Origin of the sequence: Pseudoalteromonas sp., assembly GCF_018402495.1 — a bacterium.
GTDB lineage: Bacteria > Pseudomonadota > Gammaproteobacteria > Enterobacterales > Alteromonadaceae > Pseudoalteromonas.
The window spans coordinates 105,453-123,788 of record NZ_JAGYIU010000004.1 but is presented as its reverse complement, the minus strand read 5'-3'; the positions used below and the strand labels follow the sequence as shown (position 1 = coordinate 123,788).

At 40.3% G+C, this 18,336-nt stretch carries 13 protein-coding genes; 5 read left to right on the top strand and 8 right to left on the bottom strand.

Annotation, left to right across the window (positions count from 1 at the left end; translation table 11 throughout):
- Nucleotides 1-2,235, bottom strand: a complete 2,235-nt coding sequence (locus KG708_RS12935) for an ABC transporter permease subunit (protein WP_213610382.1) — start codon at nt 2,233-2,235, stop codon at nt 1-3.
- 354 nt (nt 2,236-2,589) lie between these two features.
- Between KG708_RS12935 and KG708_RS12930 the strand changes: the two genes are divergently transcribed.
- The 3 genes from KG708_RS12930 (at nt 2,590) to ppx (ending at nt 6,847) form a co-directional block, all read left to right on the top strand.
- Complete coding sequence (locus KG708_RS12930) at nt 2,590-3,096, top strand: ACT domain-containing protein (RefSeq protein ID WP_213610380.1); 507 nt, start codon at nt 2,590-2,592, stop codon at nt 3,094-3,096.
- Nucleotides 3,097-3,279: 183 nt separating this feature from the next.
- Nucleotides 3,280-5,367 carry a polyphosphate kinase 1 gene (gene ppk1 / locus KG708_RS12925; RefSeq protein ID WP_213610378.1) on the top strand — a complete coding sequence of 696 codons (2,088 nt, stop codon included), beginning with the start codon at nt 3,280-3,282 and terminating at the stop codon, nt 5,365-5,367.
- Nucleotides 5,360-6,847 (top strand): exopolyphosphatase, encoded by a 1,488-nt coding sequence (ppx, locus tag KG708_RS12920; RefSeq protein WP_213610376.1) that lies wholly within the window; start codon nt 5,360-5,362, stop codon nt 6,845-6,847. Before ppk1 ends, ppx begins: the two co-directional genes overlap by 8 nt.
- A 337-nt stretch (nt 6,848-7,184) precedes the next feature.
- Here the strand turns inward: ppx and KG708_RS12915 are convergent, their stop codons facing one another.
- The 7 genes from KG708_RS12915 to KG708_RS12885 form a co-directional block, all read right to left on the bottom strand.
- On the bottom strand, nt 7,185-7,640 hold the full coding sequence (locus KG708_RS12915; protein WP_213610374.1) for a hypothetical protein: 456 nt from the start codon (nt 7,638-7,640) through the stop codon (nt 7,185-7,187).
- Between the two features lie 143 nt (nt 7,641-7,783).
- Entirely contained in the window at nt 7,784-10,900 is a 3,117-nt protein-coding gene (locus tag KG708_RS12910; RefSeq protein WP_213610372.1) for an efflux RND transporter permease subunit, read from the bottom strand.
- Between the two features lie 8 nt (nt 10,901-10,908).
- Nucleotides 10,909-12,405 (bottom strand): efflux RND transporter periplasmic adaptor subunit, encoded by a 1,497-nt coding sequence (locus KG708_RS12905; protein ID WP_213610370.1) that lies wholly within the window; start codon nt 12,403-12,405, stop codon nt 10,909-10,911.
- Complete coding sequence (locus tag KG708_RS12900) at nt 12,395-13,720, bottom strand: TolC family protein (protein ID WP_213610368.1); 1,326 nt, start codon at nt 13,718-13,720, stop codon at nt 12,395-12,397. Before KG708_RS12900 ends, KG708_RS12905 begins: the two co-directional genes overlap by 11 nt.
- A gap of 107 nt (nt 13,721-13,827) precedes the next feature.
- Nucleotides 13,828-14,202, bottom strand: a complete 375-nt coding sequence (locus KG708_RS12895) for a hypothetical protein (protein WP_213610366.1) — start codon at nt 14,200-14,202, stop codon at nt 13,828-13,830.
- A gap of 63 nt (nt 14,203-14,265) precedes the next feature.
- Nucleotides 14,266-14,874, bottom strand: a complete 609-nt coding sequence (locus tag KG708_RS12890; RefSeq protein WP_213610364.1) for a paraquat-inducible protein A — start codon at nt 14,872-14,874, stop codon at nt 14,266-14,268.
- Nucleotides 14,875-14,927: 53 nt separating this feature from the next.
- Nucleotides 14,928-16,202 (bottom strand): HDOD domain-containing protein, encoded by a 1,275-nt coding sequence (locus tag KG708_RS12885; protein ID WP_213610362.1) that lies wholly within the window; start codon nt 16,200-16,202, stop codon nt 14,928-14,930.
- Between the two features lie 224 nt (nt 16,203-16,426).
- Between KG708_RS12885 and KG708_RS12880 the strand changes: the two genes are divergently transcribed.
- Both KG708_RS12880 and KG708_RS12875 read left to right on the top strand, forming a co-directional pair.
- Complete coding sequence (locus KG708_RS12880; RefSeq protein WP_213610360.1) at nt 16,427-16,993, top strand: alkylphosphonate utilization protein; 567 nt, start codon at nt 16,427-16,429, stop codon at nt 16,991-16,993.
- 401 nt (nt 16,994-17,394) lie between these two features.
- Nucleotides 17,395-18,201, top strand: a complete 807-nt coding sequence (locus KG708_RS12875; protein WP_213610358.1) for an META domain-containing protein — start codon at nt 17,395-17,397, stop codon at nt 18,199-18,201.
- Nucleotides 18,202-18,336: the final 135 nt, after the last annotated feature.

Sequence of the window (18,336 nt, the reverse complement as noted above, 5' to 3'; positions counted from 1 at the left end):
TTACATTGAGCTATATTTTTCACGTAATCGCTGACGAACAAACTCAGCTAGCGTGTTAAAAATAAAGGTAAATATGAACAATACAAACGCCGCCAAGAACAGAATTCGATAATGCGAACTGCCCACTTCCGACTCAGGCATTTCAACGGCAATATTGGCGGCTAACGTACGCATACCTTGGAAAATACTCCAGTCCATAATAGGGGTATTACCGGTTGCCATCAGTACAATCATAGTTTCACCTACGGCACGACCTAATCCCATCATTACCGCAGAAAAAATACCTGGACTTGCTGTTAGTAACACAACACTAATCAGCGTTTGCCACTGCGTAGCACCCAGTGCTAAAGAACCATTCGATAAATGTTTAGGAACACTAAATACCGCATCTTCGGCAATTGAATATATAGTCGGAATAACCGCAAAGCCCATTGCAATACCAACCACAAGCGAGTTACGCTGATCGAACGTCAAGCCCAATTCATTGGTTAAGTATTGACGCACATTGCCATCAAACATCCACAATTCAACACTTTCACTCATCGCAAACGATAACCATCCTATAAACAGTACCACTGGAATTAATAAAATGGAGTGAGACCCTTCAGGAATTTTATGACGAATAGCTGCAGGTAATTTAGTCCAGCCTAAAGCGGTTGCTAAAATGCCTAATGGCAGTAATACGAGTAAACCGACAATAGCTGGTAAATGCTCTTCAATTAGAGGTGCTAACCACAGGCCTGCTAAAAAGCCGAGTATTACCGTAGGCAGTGCTTCCATTATTTCAACCGTCGGCTTAACAACGCGACGTAGCTCACTCGACATAAAATAAGCGGTATAAATGGCCGCTGAAATAGCGATTGGCACAGCAAATAACATTGCGTACATAGCAGCTTTTAATGTACCAAATGAAATAGGTACCAATGAAAACTTAGATTCAAAATCATCACTAGCTGAAGTTGATTGCCAAATATAACCCGGTTCAGGGTAACCTTCGTACCACACTTCTTGCCAAAGCGCTGACCACGTTACCTCTGGATGTTCGTTATAAACATCTAGAACAGTAAGCTTGTTATCAGCCAAAATGAGTGCCGCATTTGAACGCGGAGCAATGGCAAACTGCTCAATTGCACCATCACTGACTTTACCTTGCCATAACTTTGCTTCACTGGTTGTGTAATAAAGCCCTAATTCACCATTTTGACCGGTTGTAAAAAAGGTGCGACGATAGAATTCTGTAAAAATATTTAACTTGCTTTGCTTAGTCGTTTCAAATGAACGAATTTTTTGAAACTCGCGCCCTGAATCAGTATTTACTTCAAACCATTGCGATATTTCACCATTATCATTTGCAAGCATAAGTGAATTTGCGCCAGCTAATAATTGCGATGATACAATATTCGCGTTTTCTTCATTGGCAGATAATAATTGAATTTGCTCAACCTCACTTGGGTAGCGAGTATCAAATACATAAATTTGATTAGCAGAACGCACAAATGTGCGGGTGGTATCCGGCGATATTAATAGCTCATCTATACGACCATCAATGTTAAGCTCTGTTCGCTCAACTTGCCATTCGACTTCACCGGTAAACATATTTTCTTGTGCAACAAAACTACTAAACACCACACGTTTATCGGCAGTGAGGGCAATCACGGCTGTTTTATCTTCGTAATGGCTAAAGGCAAAACGCTTAATAGCTACACCTTGCTCATCAACCTCGAGAGCCATCTCACCTAGAGGGTAGCCTAAACGCGGGGATAATTTTCGCTCATTATTGGGAAAAGTTACCAAAAACTTAGGCTTAACAATAGTTACAGTGCCATTTTCGAGACCATATGCATAGTGACCTTGAAACGGAGCGCTGTTTGCAAAGCTAGTTACTTGCCCTGATAACGCAGCATTAAGTGTTTCGAGCTTTTTACCAAAGTTCGCCTTATCAACACTATAAAAGTTAACTTGACCTTGTTTATCAAGCAAATAAGCAACCTCAGTTTGCTCTTCAACACCAAGCCCAACTATTTGATCCGCATTAGCGACATTAAAGCTGGCGCGCTTTTCAACTTTTGCTGACTCGAAAATAGGCTGCACTACATAAAGAAGGTAAAAAAAGATTAATAGCAATGCTATTAATACCATTATACCGCCTGCGGTTATGCCAAATTGGGCAAACCGATCTTTAAATAGACGGCTTCGATCCGTATTAAAAGTCGGTTTATTCGGATTTGAAGTCATCAAAACACCCTTAAATTTTAACGTTGGGCGCATTATATTTCATCAACGTGACAGTAATGTTACAGTCGTAATAATTCCTTACGGGAACTAAAAAATAACAATAAGGTCTGTACACCCTTAGCGTAAAGTTATGCTTATATTTATTTTTGCTTTATTAATAAATTAATTGGACAAATTATTTATCCAAGACAATACTCAATAGGCGTCTAATATAACAACAATAAAGTAACCTTTTAAGATATAACAATCCTTTTGTGGTTAGTTTTTACATACATTTAGAATTAAATACATTAGATCGCATCACTTAATGCCTGTGCATTTATTTTTCATTTGGGCTGAATAAAGAGAACGATTATGAAGCAGTTGGTAATAACCATTTTAGGGGAAGATCGCCCCGGTTTAGTAGAAAGTATTTCATCCGTTATATTAGAAAACCACGGTAATTGGCTAAGCAGTAATTTAAGTCACTTACTTGGGCACTTTGCAGGCATTATACAAGTTGAAGTGGCCGAAGAGCATTTGCAAGCATTTCAAGATGCACTTAATGGGCTTCCGAAATTAGACGTGCGCATCGAAAAAGGCAATACTGAAATTGAACCGGTTGAACTCGAGCAGCTTAATTTTGTGATCACCGGCAACGATCGCCCTGGTATAGTGCAAGAGCTAGCAAGTGTTATTCGCCATAAAGGCGCCAATATTACAAACTTAAATTCAAAGCAACAAAGTGCGCCAAACTGGGGAGTGCCAATTTTTAGCGCTGTTGCCACTGTTAGCCTACCTAATGGGCTCAACAAAGATGAAGTTATTAATGCACTTGAGTCAATTACAAATGATCTCATTGTAGATATTGAAAAAGCATAAACTATCACTGTCATTGGCATAAAAATGACACGGTAGTCATTTTTATGTCATCTAAATGGCGTATTTTTAAGTATGAAAGGGCCGCTTCGTTCACTGCTTTTATTTCTTTTTATTCGATAACGTCATGATCGTATTCTCAGCCCAAAAGTAAATTATTAAACATATTCTAATAACGGAATAGATATGAACGCCCATATAGATCCTCCTCAAACAACTAAATATTTTGCAAAAGAACTAAGCTGGCTGTCATTCAACGAGCGTGTATTGCAAGAAGCAAAAGATAAAAGTAACCCCATTATTGAGCGTATGCGTTTTTTAGGTATTTTTTCGAATAATTTAGATGAGTTTTTTAGAGTCCGTGTTGCCGATGTTAAGCGCCGAATTTTATTAAATAAGCTCCCGGATGCTCACTTTGAAGAAGATGAAATATTACTTAGCGAAATACAAAAAAAAGTACTGCAATTAGGTAAAAAATTTAACCACGTCCACCAGCAAGTATTAAACGACTTACATAACCATAATATTCACGTTTGCCACCCCGAAGAGTTGAGTGAATTTCATTTAAATTGGTTAAAAAATTACTTTCATGACCATGTTTTACAACATATTTCGCCAATTTTACTCAATGAAAACAAAGATTACTCCGACTATATAAATGACACCATGACTTACTTATTTGTAGAGATGAGTGATGAAAAAAGTCATTATGCAATGCTCGAGGTGCCAACAGACAGAGTTGAGCGATTTATAAACTTGCCACCAGAAAAAACACGCCGACATAAAACGATTGTCATGCTTGATGATCTAATCACTTACTTTTTAAATGATGTATTTAGTAGCTTTTTTTCGTACAAAAACATTGAAGGTTATGCAATAAAGTTAACCCGAGATGCACAATACAATTTAGATGATGAACTAGAAGCCGGCTTGCTTGATCAAATGTCTAAAGGGTTAAAGCAGCGTATTTATGCCGAGCCAGTTCGCTTGGTTTACGATCATGCCATGCCAGAGAGCATGCTAAAAGTAATGAAAAAGCGCCTAGGTGTTACACATCATGATGCGTTAATTCCAGGTGGACGTTATCGCAACTTTCGAGATTTTATTACCTTTCCTAATGTAGGACGCCAATACCTGGAAAACAAACCACTGCCAGCATTACAAAGCAGTGCGTTTAACAAACATACCAGCGTATTTGACGCCATTAGCGCACAAGATATTTTACTATATTACCCCTATCATACTTTTAACCACCTACTTGAATATGTTCGCCAAGCCGCCTTCGATCCTAAAGTCACGCAAATAAAAGTTAATATTTATCGAGTAGCAAGCAAATCTAGGCTTATTTCTTCACTTATTAATGCCGCTAAAAACGGTAAATTAGTAACAGTAATGGTTGAGCTAAAAGCACGTTTTGACGAGCAAAATAATATTGAATGGGCAAAGGTGTTAAGCAGCGCAGGTATTAAAGTTATTTTTGGCATTCCTGCACTCAAAGTTCATAGTAAATTATGTATTGTGCATCGAAAAGAAAAAGGTCAGATAGTAAAATATGCCCATATTGGTACAGGTAATTTCAACGAAAAAACAGCCAAAATTTATACAGACTTTAGTTTATTTACTCGCCATCCTGGCATCTGTGAGGAGAGTGATAACGTATTCAGATTTATACAAAGCAGCTACAAGTCATTTAAGTTTGACTATTTAATGCTTTCGCCTATCAATGCCCGCAACACGCTTCTTTATTTAATCACTAACGAGATTAAGCATGTTGAAAAAGGAAGGCCCGGCAAAATTGACGTAAAAGTGAATAATCTTGTCGATAAAGAGCTAATCGATAGGCTTTATCTTGCTGGACAAATGGGCGTTAAAATTAGAATTATAGTTCGTGGGATGTGCTCACTAATCCCCGGGATACCTAATCTTAGCGACAATATTAAGATAATAAGCATTGTTGACCGCTTTTTGGAGCACCCTCGGGTGATGGTATTTGGTAATGATGGCGATGAAAAAGTGTTTATTTCATCTGCTGATTGGATGACACGTAATCTAGATCATCGTGTTGAGGTCGGCGTTCCTATTTTAAACTTTAAACTAAAACGTCTTATTATTGACATATTAGAGCTGCAATTTAAAGATCGCACTAAAGCACGCATTATCGATAGAGAGCAAAAAAATACCTACGTAAGACGTGGTAACCGTAAAAAAATTCGTTCACAAATTGCGACTTACGACTACCTAAAAAAATGGGAACACACTTACTATAATGAATGATCATTCTTCAATTGCCGCCGTTGACTTAGGCTCAAACAGCTTTCATTTAGTGGTTGCCCGAGAAGTAAACGGCACTTTGCAAATTTTACACAAAGAAAAACAACGCGTTTATTTAGCCGATGGGTTAGATGATAAATTTCGCTTAAGCCAAGCTGCAATAGACCGCGCACTGCTAGTACTAAAGCAATTTGCTAAAACCTTGCACGACTTTCCTGCCTGCAATGTAAAAGTTGCGGCTACTTATACTTTTCGTCGCGCTAAAAATATTAATGCTTTTTTAGCCCAAGCCAGCGCTGTATTTCCTTTTCACATTAACGTTATATCAGGGCAAGAAGAAGCACGTCTTATTTATCAAGGTGTCGCTCATTATATCCACAATGAAGAAAACCGCTTAGTTATCGATATTGGTGGTGGCAGTACTGAGCTGATAATAGGTAAACATTTTGAGCATAAACTTTTATCCAGTCGAAATATGGGCTGTGTTAGCTTTACCAAACAGTTTTTTACCGATGGTAAAATAACCGCAAAACGATTTAACAACGCTCAAATAAGAGCCGAACAAGAACTCGAGGCTATTTTTTCTAATTATGTCACTGAAAACTGGCAAATGGTTATTGGCACCTCGGGTACTATTAAGTCAATATTAGCGATGATAAGCGCGACTACCCAGCAGCAACATAATCTGACCTACAATGATCTACTCTCGTTAAAACAGCAATTTATTAATGCTAAACATATTAATAATTTAAATATTGCAGGACTCACACCAGAGCGCAAACAAAGCATATGCGGTGGTTTGGCTATTTTAATTACTATATTTACTGAGTTTACTATCAAAGAGCTCACCTACAGTGACTTTTCATTGCGTGAAGGGTTACTGCATGAAATGCAACAAAAACTAGCAGATAAAGATATTCGCTCAAACACCATTAATAATTTAAGTGAACGTTATACCGCAGATAAATTGCATGCTACACGTGTTGCCGATACTGCAACTTGGCTCTATAAACAGTTAAAAGATGTGTGGTATTTAGATAACAACGACGATTTAGCTTTATTAACTTGGGCTGCAAAGTTACACGAAATTGGCTTGTCTATTAACTCTTCGGGGATTAATAAACACAGTGCTTACATAGTTGCACATAGTCAATTACCCGGCTTTACACAACAAGAGCAACTTATTTTAAGCTCACTTATACGATTTTATCGGAAAAAAATTAAACTGGCAGAGCTGCCTGAGTTTTTAACAATTTCTCAAAAACATGTGCTCAAGCTTATTGTTATCTTACGCTTGGCAATTTTATTTAATCAAAAACGCCAAGTGAGTTTAAAGCCGGATATGGAAATAAGCGCGAGCAATTTGGGTTTATTTATTAATTTTAGTGATAACTACTTACAAGAGCATACTCTACTTCAAGCTGACTTAGACCAAGAACAGCTCTATCTTAAAAAAGTGGGGATCCAATTTGAATGTGTGTGATCATAAAAAACTCGCCAAACAAGCGCTTCCCAGGCTATTACAAAAGAAGCTAAGTTCCCGCGTCCTGACCACCTCTTACTACTACCCATGAAGGTATACTCCTAGATAAAACCCTTCGGGCTGCGCCTATTTGGCATTGATACTGCGTTATCGCCTATTTATGGGAAGTAACCACACCACATAGGCTCTGCCTTGCCTCAATACCAAACAGACTGCTGCAAATTTAACCTTGAAAGATAAACAGACCCTAATCTAATTGCGCTTTTTAAGCTTTAATTTTTACTAATTGAATGTTGTAGAAAGCTTTATTGCTGACAAGTATCAATAAAAAATCGTACTACATGTCGGCGTGGCGGTTAATGCTTTGCATCATTTGCCTTAATCCTTGCTCTTCGAGTTGTAACAGCTCACCTAGTTTTTCTTGAGCCTCAGGTGACTGCGCTTTTTCTGCCAAATAACTATATGCATTCAATACTTTTTGATGTTGTTGTGATAAATATTCCTGAATCACTTGCTCATCTAGCTGATTACTGCGATCTAAATCAGTAAAGTTAATGACTTCTGAGTTCTCTGAAAAATATTCATAACAATACGTATCTAAAGTGTTTATTTGGATAATAGCTTTAAAGCCAATTAAATCTTCCGCGAGTTTTTTTTCATATTCAACACAGTAGTCAACTAGCTGCCTATTATGCTCACCTAATAACTCTCTAACACTGAAAAAGTTAGCCGCCATTTGTGTATGAAACTGAACGGTCCAATCGAACACTTCTTGGATTGTTTTAACTTGCATGTGCGTTCCTCACTATTTAACCCTAATAATTAATTAGATGCGCAAATCGTGCCAGTAAAAAACACAATAAAATCAGTAACTAAGTTAAAGGTGTGTAACATGCACTGATTTTTTCAGTACAAGTTACACAACTAATGTAAAAATTATAGGTTTCGCTTTCGCCATAATAAATACACTGCAGGTAATACCAACAATGTTAAAACAAGGGCGCTAAACATACCACCAACCATAGGGGCGGCTATTCGGCTCATTACTTCACTTCCCGTACCTGTGCCATATAACACTGGTAACAGGCCAATCACTATGGTGGCTACCGTCATCATTACCGGGCGAACGCGCAAACCAGCACCTTCTAATATGGCGTGCTTAAGCTGCTCAATACTCATAGTTTTTCCTAATTGAGAGGCCACCTCTATCTGCGCTTTATACGCTTGATTTAAATACACCAACATAATAACGCCTATTTCTACGGCCACCCCAGCAAGGGCAATAAAGCCAACCCCCACAGCAACAGAGAAATTAAAGCCTTCTAAGTACATTAGCCAGATGCCACCTATCATCGCCAGTGGTAAGGTGGCCATGATAACCGCCACTTCAACAAAGCTTCTAAAATTCAAGTACAGTAACACCACAATAATCGCTAAAGTGAGCGGCAATACATAGGCGAGCTTTTCTTTCGCGCGCTCCATGTATTCGTATTGCCCTGCCCAAGTTATAGAATACCCTGCGGGTAAAATTAGCTGCTCGTTTAGTAACTGCTGAGCATTTTCTACATAGCTGCCAATGTCAGTATCTTTAATATCAATAAAGATCCACCCATTTAACCGCGCATTTTCACTTTTTATTCCTGGCGGGCCATTTTCAATAAATACATCAGCCACATCAGCAAGCGCAATACGCTGCCCAGTTGGGGTGACAATGGGTAATAGCATCAGTTCTTCAGGTGAGTCACGATACGCTTGCGGATAACGAATATTTACCGGGTAGCGCTCTTGTCCTTCCACCGTTTCAGTTACGTTCATCCCCCCAATGGCGGTTGCGACCACTTGTTGCACATCTGCAATATTTAAACTGTAACGCGCTGCTTTTTCACGGTTAATATCAACCTTAATATAACGCCCACCCGCAACTCGCTCTGAGTAAACCGAGGCTGTATCGGGAAGATCTTTAAGTAGTACCTCTATTTGCTGGCCTATTTTTTGAATTTCATTCAAATTTGGCCCCGCGACTTTTATACCCACAGGTGTTTTAATCCCTGTAGCTAGCATATCTATTCGTGTTTTTATTGGCATGACCCAAGCGTTAGTGAGCCCTGGGAACTTTACTAAAGCATCCAGCTCTTGTTTAAGCTTTTCGGTGGTCATGCCCTCGCGCCACTGATCTTTAGGCTTAAACTGTATGAAGGTTTCAATCATGGTGAGTGGGGCCGGATCAGTTGCCGTTTCCGCTCGTCCAATTTTACCAAATACGGTTTTTACCTCAGGCACAGTGGCAATCAGCTTATCGGTTTGCTGTAATAGCTCGCGCGCTTTACCAATCGAAATCCCAGGGTAAGTCGTCGGCATATACATTAAATCCCCCTCATCAAGAGGTGGAATAAACTCACTGCCTATTTTATTTATCGGATAAAAGCCTACTAAAGTAATTACTAGTGCCACCAGTAACGTACTTTTTGGAAACTTTAACACCGTGTTTAACAGTGGTTTATAACTATTTACCAGTAAACGGTTTACCGGATTTTTATTTTCAGATATCACCTTACCGCGAATAAAATAGCCCATTAGTACGGGTACTAAGGTAATTGCTAAGCCGGCAGAAGCCGCCATTGCATACGTTTTTGTGTACGCCAATGGTGCAAACATTCGCCCCTCTTGAGCTTCTAAAATAAACACGGGCATAAAGCTGACTGTAATAATTAATAAGCTAAAAAATAATGCAGGCCCTACTTCACTGGCAGAATCAATCACCACTTGCCAGCGGTTTTCATCTGTTAGTGGCTTTTTCTCCATGTGTTTGTGCATGTTTTCAATCATCACAATCGCACCATCTGTCATGGCACCTATCGCTATAGCAATGCCCCCTAACGACATGATATTGGCGTTAATCCCCTGCCAATGCATAATAATAAAAGCGGTGAGTATGCCTAACGGTAAGGTAATAATAGCCACCAGCGATGAGCGTACATGGAATAAAAACACCACACACACTAAAGCCACTACAATCAGCTCTTCCATCAATTTAGAGGTGAGGTTATCAACTGCGTCCTTTATTAAGTGAGAGCGATCGTACACAGGTACAATTTCAACCCCCTCAGGCAGGCCTTTTTTAAGTGACTCCAATTTAGCTTTAACGAGCTCTATGGTTTTTTGCGCGTTTTCACCAAAGCGCATCACGACTACGCCACCAGCCACCTCGCCTTCACCGTTAAGCTCGGCAACCCCACGGCGCATTTGTGGGCCTAAACGCACATTAGCAACATCACGAAGCTGTAATGGGGTGCCATTGGCGTTAAGGCCCAAAGGGATCGCCTCTAAATCAGCAATACTTTTTATATAGCCTGTACTTGTCACCATGTATTCGGCTTCTGCCATTTCAACAACTGATGCCCCCATTTCTTGATTACCTTGCTTAATGGCAGTCTGAATAAGGCTTAACGGAATACCATAGGCGCGCAACTTATCAGGCTGAACGTTGACTTGATATTGCTTGACCATGCCACCTACCGATGCCACTTCAGATACACCGGGCACTGTTTGCAGTTCAAACTTTAAAAACCAATCTTGTAAACTGCGTAACTGGCTAATATCATGCTTACCTGTGGTATCAGTGAGTGCATATAAATACACCCACCCCACTCCTGTGGCATCGGGGCCCAGCTCTGCAATTGCCGTACTGGGTAAACGCGCAGATACTTGACTTAAATATTCCTGAACACGACTTCGCGCCCAGTATAAATCGGTGTCTTCGTCAAAAATAACGTACACGTAAGAGTCACCAAAAAACGAAAAACCACGTACTGTTTGCGCCCCAGGTACCGATAACATCGCCGTGGTTATAGGAAATGTAACCTGATCTTGTACCACTTGCGGTGCTTGCCCAGGGTAGGATGTTTTAACAATAACCTGTACATCAGATAGATCGGGCAAAGCGTCTATAGGCGTATTTTTTACAGCATACAAACCACCACCAATCAATATGGCGCTAAGCAGCAACACAAAAAAGCGATTAACAACTGACCAGCGAATAATTGCAGTAATCATAACAGCTCCTAATGATGACTGTGCGCAGCATGCACAGAAGTCATGGTATGAATTATAAACTCGCCATCATCAACACTAAAAGTAAAGGTCACTTCAGCATTTGGCTCAAATATTTCAATATCTATCGTTTCGCCTAGCACAAAGTCCATGGTTGCAGGTTCTCGCCCCCACTTCTCAATCGCCTCACGGCTAATATTCATAACCCGCGTGCTAGGGTCAATGCTATTAATCACTCCATTCACAGTAGCCATACTTGGATCGGTATCACTCATTTGCATACTGCTATGCGAGGGCACTTGCATACGCTTAAAGTCTGAGCTCTTACTCGACTCTGAATCAATTAAAAACTGCGCAGAAGTAACCACTTCATCTTCTGCCATAACACCGGATAAAATCTCAGTATGAATCGCATCGCTTCGCCCTAAGGTTACTTCAACCGACTTAAAACGTCCTTCTCCAAGTGCAACTACAACGCGGTTTTGGCTACCAGTGCGAATAACCGCCTCTTTAGGCACAATGAGCTGCTTTTCAGCTTTTTGGCTATGAATACTCACTTGCGCAAACATATTTGGTTTTAATTGATAACCTTGGTTATCAAAACGCAAACGCACTCTTAAAGTCCGATTTTTAGCATCTAGGGTAGGATAAATATAATCCACCTGCCCCTGCCAACTTTTGCCACTTATATAATCAAGAGTCATGGTTACCGGTAAGCCAACACGGATCAGCTCAGCTTGGCGTTCAAATACTTCAGCCTCAACCCACACTTCGTCAAGCTGTGCAATACTCATCATTGATGTATCTGGTTTAACGTAAAACCCTTCACGAATATTAAGCTCATCGACAACACCACCTTGGCGGGAATAAAAAGTAATGTTTTGCAGCACTTGCTGGCTTTTTTGCAGGCGTGAAATAAAATCCTCTGACACATTAAGCGATTTTAAACGCGCTTTGGCTGCACGAATTAACACCGGATTATTGCGTTTTAACGCTAAAACAAACTCTTCTTGGGCATTGACTAACTGCGGCGAATACAAAGTATAAAGTGGCGCATCTTGTTTAACCTGATCGCCCGCGGCTTTCACATATAACGTCTCTACCCAGCCCTCTACCCGCGGGTGAATATGAATGAGCTGATCTTGGTTATACTGTACATAGCCTACTGTGTTGACTTCATTTTCCAGCGCCGCAAACTCTACAGGAGCCTTGCGTACACCTAAGTTATTGATCACGGTAGGTGAAATTTTAACACTGCCGGGGCCTTCATTGGCGCCACTGTCTGACTCTTCATAAACAGGCACTAAATCCATACCCATAGGTGACAAACCCGGTTCATCACGGCGATAATTACTGTCCATTGGCGCCACCCAGTAAAGCGGCTCTTTTTTACTACTAGTTTTGTTATCGCTTGGCATAGTGTGCTCAGCTGGCAAGCTCAATAACACCCCGGCAGTCAGCGCTGCACTGCATAGAGCCACCAATAACAATTTTAAATTAGTATTCATAGGTTAGCTCCTGCTGTGGTAAGTTTTTTAAGCTGGCGTCATCAGCACTGGCGTAATAATTTAACCGTGCAATAATAATTTTTTGATCAACATGAATATTAAGTGCGTCTATTTTGGCATTTAATTCGCTGATCCGCGCTTGCATCACATCCGAAAAATTACCATCATCGCGAGTATAAGCATTAAGGGTCGCTTGTGCTTGTTCGGCCATTTGCGGCAGTAACTTAGTTTGGTAAAGCACCGATCGCTGGCTCAATCGTGTTAGCTGACTAACTTCCTTAAAGTACATCCCTTGTAGCTTTTTAAGGGCAATTAATTTTTGTGTTTTTGCTTCTTCGCTATTAGCAATCGCAGCATTAACGAGTTGATCTTGGCGATTATCGGTAAATAGCGGTAAATCTATACTCACTCCCACAGAGAACAGATCTGCTCGCGAGCCCCCCATTGGCATATCATCGCGATAACCATATTCCATGTTCACGCCTATTTGTGGTTTATAACCTTGCTCAGCCACATTGATTTGAGTTTGCTTTGCCTCTATTGCATTATCAATTGCCATAATAGCGGGATGCTTTAATAGCAGTGCCATTAATTGCTGAAACTCTAACTCGGTGTAGTTTTTTAATGCTACAAGCGCTGAAAAATCATCACCAACAGGTTGGCTTAGCATATCAATAGGCAACCATTGTGTTAGCCGCTTTTTAGCACCTTGAAGTTGTTGTTCAAGTTGCATTAGTTTATCTTCAAGACGGGTTAGCTCTAATTGCGCACGAATAATATCTTGTTGGCGTGTTTTGCCTACCGCGCTTACATAACTTGATTCGGTAATATCGATTAGCTGAGTAAACAGGGCTTTGTCTTGCTCAATAAGTTCAATAGTTCGCTGTGCTCTGTATGCATTGAGCCACGACTCAGTCACTGTGGTTTTTACCTGCGCGAGCCTATCTTTACGTAGCCAAGGCTCGGATGCAGCTGACTGAGACAGTGCTTTTTGCTGCAATGCTAAACTGTCACCTCGGCTTAAAGATTGACTAATTCCCACTTTAAATTGGGTCATATTTTCTTGGTCAAAAGCAAAACCATTGGTTGGTAAGTTCATCAACCCTAAAGTAAGTACCGGATCAGGTAGAGTACCTGCGGCAATGCTTTGCGCTTCAATTGATGCTTGTTTTTGTTTGCTGGCTTTAAGCCAAGGCTCATGATTTAAGGCATAGTTAATGGCCTCATCTAAACTCAGTTCAGTACTGTGTACAGTAAGGCTAATGCTCAACAAGCTGCTCACACAAACGGCTTTTAATACTGCGAAGTGATTCATCACTTGCTCCACTTAAATTTAAAAATAATGAATAAAAACAATTAAATTTATAAGCAGATAGATGAAAAAAGCTAAATGACTAGATTTTGAATACACCTATCCTGCGGTTATACAGACATAGGAGGACGATAAAGGGAGCGTACAAAGTTAGGTGGGGGCTGTGTTACAATAAGATGTACTTTTTCATCGGGTAATTTAGAGGCACTAAATAGCGAGTTTACACTCAAGAACGAATGCGAATTACAAGCACTCATTGGGCAACTGCAATCTTGAGCTACCGCGTTCTCATCGCTGCAACAGTCCATGCCCATCATTGATGTATGCGCGTCGTCGCTCATTGCCATCTGGGTATGTTGCATGGATGCATGAGTTGCCATGTTCATATGCGGCATATCACATACCATAGATACAGACGCAACAGCTTGACCCACAAAAGTGAGTAGCAAGGTCAGCGTGAGTAAAATACAGTAAATACGTTGCAATGAAATAACCTAAAAGTAAATAGACGCTAAAAGTTTATGGTAACTGGCTTTAAAACTCAATAATTAACTGGTTTTTACCACTGGCTTTATCAAACTACTGGCCGCAATGGCGAATAGGCAATATCCGGTAAAATACCAAAAACCAGTACCAAACTCAGCATGCATATTAAGTAAGTCTTCTGAGTTCGCGTTTGCATTACCAGCCATGTAAGCTACGATTAATGCAATAACAAACACATCCACCATACTCCATTTGCTCAAACTAATAATGACCTTACCAAGATTGTACTTAAACGAAGTCTCCTTCAGTGCACAATAAAACAATTGAAGCAGCAGCTTAATTGTTGGGATCACTATTGAAAAAAACGCCACTAATATCGCCACTAAGTAGTTTTTGTTATCGGCCAGTTCGTTAACGGTGCCCCAAATACTACGCGTTTTTTGATAAGCGCTGATCTCGCCTTCAAGTTTGTCTAATCCCAACATACTCGAGATCATCATTAGCATATTACGGGTGTTTTGATTTCCTTCATCTGCCAGCATTTCAATACCGGCTTGAGCAAGTTTAGATTTATCAATTTTGCCTTCCATACTCAACACCGGCTGTGTCACCCCGGGGATTAATAAAGCTAAGGCTATTAAAATAGTCGTGATAGGTAAAAATAAACGCATGCTGTTGTACTAAGTAAAATCAATATGTGCCAATCATACCCAAACGCTTTGCGTTAGTCTTGTTCAATAATGGTGGCTAATAACTCATCCGCATATTGGCGCGCATCTAACATGGCTGTATACACCAGCTCTATATCTGATGCAGGGCGAATAGTCTCTAGCAACTTTTTAGCCAATTGCCAGTTATCTTCTTCTACTGCTTTTATTAAATGTAATGAGTTCCCCATCATGCCATCAAAACTTAAAAGTGCACCAGATAACTCAGCCCCTAAACTAAACTCTTTGGCAATAGCTTCCAGTTCCATATCTAAAATAGCATCAAGCACCGACATCAAGCCGACTAAATAGCCTTGCTCTGCAATAATCTTTCCGCCAGGCTCTAAAATCAATTGCATAAACTGCGCTCTACATAAACCTAAACGAGTAAGTTCACTAGGCTTGTCTGAGCCAAGTTCGCTCAGCGCCAGTACTCGTACAAACTTTCTAATAGAATCTTCCCCTAAATACACAACCGCTTGTGGAATAGACGTAATCACTAAATTTTTATTAGCAGAGCGAGCATTAACTAGTTTGAGAACACGTGCGGTTAAACCCACATCTTTAGAAATACGTTGATTAATTTCGTTAAAATCTAAGTCGGGCCGAGATGTGCAGCGCAATAAATCAAAAACCGCCATTTTCAATGGCTCAACATTACCGTAACTGAGCATTTCTGGCCGTGCAAAAAAGAATCCTTGAAAGTAATCGCATCCAGCTTCTTTAAGCTGCCTAAATTCGTCATAGTTTTCAATTCGCTCTACCACTATTTTAACCTCAGGGTGATTGCGTTTGAGCTTTTTAAGTAGCATGGTGGTTTTTATTATAGGCGCTTCTACTTCAAGCTTTATATAATCAACCAAACTGAGCAAAGGTTGCCATTTTTCATGCGCGTCATAATCATCTAACGCAAATACATACCCTGCTTTTTTTAGCTCAGTTACTCGTTGAGTAACAAGCTCGATATTTTCAGTACGCTCAACAATTTCAATTACAGTATTTTCAGGCTGTAATAATGTAGGTAAATCCTCTAAAAGCCCTTCGCTCGATAAATTAATAAACACGGTCTGATTAAGCGCCAGCTTTTCCACCCCAACCAGCATTAACGCATTAAAAAAAAGTCGCCCAGTGGCCTGCCCGTCGGTTGTTCCCGCAGGAAAGGCATTATTAACTGAATCGCGATAAAGTAATTCAAAGGCAAAAATGCTTCTATCAGCATGAAAAATGGGTTGCCTAGCAATATATTGAGTGACCAAAATAGATGAATTTTTTACGTCTGGATTATTTGGCATTACCCTTCCTGTTTTGCAGTGATGTGAACGTTATTTTTATTGTTATACCTAACCAGTATAGTGAAACTTTAAACACTTAACGCAATTTTTAAGTTAGCCTAAGCTTATTAACTTCAAACTTTTTGTAGAGTCTGTCGCTTACATCCCCCCGAACATACCCAAAGGCAATGGTTATAACGTATAATATATATAATTTTTATATAAACTCACAAGAGCCACCTAATATGAGCATTGAACAAGCCTTAATAGAGCGTAGCAACAACCAATGTGAACTCTGCGCAGCAACAGATAACTTAACTGTATACGAAGTACCTCCAGTTACCGAAGCTCATTCAGATAAATGCATTTACACCTGTCAAATATGTAAAGATCAAATTGAAGGCACCCGCGATTTAACTCCTACTCATTGGCATTGTTTAAATGACAGCATGTGGAGCCAAACACCGGCGGTACAAGTTGTTGCTTATCGCATGCTGACACGACTAGCAGCCGATAATGGCTGGGCACAAGAAGCACTTGATATGATTTACCTTGAAGAAGACACATTAACATGGGCTCAGCAAGCGCTTGCTGAAGATGATGATATTAAACACATTGATAGTAATGGCGTAGTGCTACAAGCTGGCGATACCGTCACCTTAATAAAAGACTTAGATGTGAAAGGTAGCAGCTTAACGGCAAAGCGCGGTACTGCTGTGCGCAATATTGGCTTAACCAGCAACCCAGAACATATTGAAGGGCGTGTTGATGGCCAACGTATTGTTATTTTAACCAAATACGTTAAAAAATAAATAACTGATCAAGGCGCCTAGCGCCTTTTTTTATATCTCAATTTTCTTTATTTGCAGTATTTACTGGGGTCTGTTGACCTTTGCGGATTACAATTTGTTCAAACTAGGGGTGGTTTAATCGCGGCGCGAGGTTTGTAACCTAGTGGGCTAAGTCAAAACCGAGCAACAAAGAGTAAATCGCCCCTAGGCAGAACCCTTCGGGCAGCGCCTGTTTGGCATTGATGCTGCGTTATCGCCTATTTATGGGGAATAACCACACCACATAGGCTCTGCCTTGCCTAAATACCAAACAGACTGCTGCAAATTTAACCTTGAAAGGTCTACAGACCCTAATTAAGCGATGATTAAGTAAATTAGCCGTATGCTATTGCGTATATCCCCCATTATACCAAGGAACTGTTATGTCCACACCAAAGCCAAACTCCATATTAAAGTCGGTTGCAGGCCTGTGCTTTTTAGCAAGTGGCTCGTTTATGCTTAGCGCCTGTAACGACAATACAGCAAAGCAGACTAATGCTGTAGAACAGACCACGGCCGCCCTACCGGTGCAGGTTAGCTACTTAGATCGCAGTATGTTAGCGCCTAATTCACAGCTAACCGTCTCCTTGGTTGATGTGTCAAAAATGGATGTGGCAGCCACCGTTATCTCTGAGCAGGTAATTGATTTAGCAGGTGCACCGCCTTATAAAGTAGAGCTTGAGTACAATAAGGAAAAAATTGATACGGCACACCGCTATAACGTGCGCGCAACAATAACTAATCAAGGAGAATTACTGTACACCAGTACCACAAGTAACTCGCCTTTTGCTGATACAGCCTCATCAGAGCCTTTAGAAATTATTGTTTCAAAAGTAGCTCAAAAGCCAAACATCGATTTAGTCAATACCTATTTCAAAGCCGTTTCAATCGATGGCGAGCCTGTTGTTGTAAATACCAAAGAACCCTTTATTCAATTTAATAGTGACAACACTGTGCATGGCTTTTTAGGATGTAATAACTTTCATGGCGGTTATGAAGTATCGAGGCAAATGGTTACGTTTACGCAGTTAGCAACCACACAAAAAATGTGTCATGACAATATGAAACAAGAAAGCGCAATGGCGGGTGTGCTGCAAGCAGCATCGCAATGGCAAATTAACGGTGAAAAATTAGTATTACAAAATGAGGCCGGCGAACAACTTGCAACCTTTAGCGCTGTTTACTTTTAATTAAGCGTAATAATACTCCGCATCGAAGCAGATCAATATAAAGCCCAGTTAAACTAGGGTCTGTTGATCTTTCAAGGTTAAATTTGCAGCAGTCTGTTTGGTATTTAGGCAAGGCAGAGCCTATGTGGTGTGGTT

What these genes read in the sequence shown, in the direction of transcription:
- KG708_RS12935 (WP_213610382.1), bottom strand. Translation starts at nt 2,235, where the DNA reads ATGACTTCAAATCCGAATAAACCGACTTTTAATACGGATCGAAGCCGT.
- KG708_RS12930 (WP_213610380.1), top strand. Translation starts at nt 2,590, where the DNA reads ATGAAGCAGTTGGTAATAACCATTTTAGGGGAAGATCGCCCCGGTTTA.
- ppk1 (WP_213610378.1), top strand. Translation starts at nt 3,280, where the DNA reads ATGAACGCCCATATAGATCCTCCTCAAACAACTAAATATTTTGCAAAA.
- ppx (WP_213610376.1), top strand. Translation starts at nt 5,360, where the DNA reads ATGAATGATCATTCTTCAATTGCCGCCGTTGACTTAGGCTCAAACAGC.
- KG708_RS12915 (WP_213610374.1), bottom strand. Translation starts at nt 7,640, where the DNA reads ATGCAAGTTAAAACAATCCAAGAAGTGTTCGATTGGACCGTTCAGTTT.
- KG708_RS12910 (WP_213610372.1), bottom strand. Translation starts at nt 10,900, where the DNA reads ATGATTACTGCAATTATTCGCTGGTCAGTTGTTAATCGCTTTTTTGTG.
- KG708_RS12905 (WP_213610370.1), bottom strand. Translation starts at nt 12,405, where the DNA reads ATGAATACTAATTTAAAATTGTTATTGGTGGCTCTATGCAGTGCAGCG.
- KG708_RS12900 (WP_213610368.1), bottom strand. Translation starts at nt 13,720, where the DNA reads ATGAATCACTTCGCAGTATTAAAAGCCGTTTGTGTGAGCAGCTTGTTG.
- KG708_RS12890 (WP_213610364.1), bottom strand. Translation starts at nt 14,874, where the DNA reads ATGCGTTTATTTTTACCTATCACGACTATTTTAATAGCCTTAGCTTTA.
- KG708_RS12885 (WP_213610362.1), bottom strand. Translation starts at nt 16,202, where the DNA reads ATGCCAAATAATCCAGACGTAAAAAATTCATCTATTTTGGTCACTCAA.
- KG708_RS12880 (WP_213610360.1), top strand. Translation starts at nt 16,427, where the DNA reads ATGAGCATTGAACAAGCCTTAATAGAGCGTAGCAACAACCAATGTGAA.
- KG708_RS12875 (WP_213610358.1), top strand. Translation starts at nt 17,395, where the DNA reads ATGTCCACACCAAAGCCAAACTCCATATTAAAGTCGGTTGCAGGCCTG.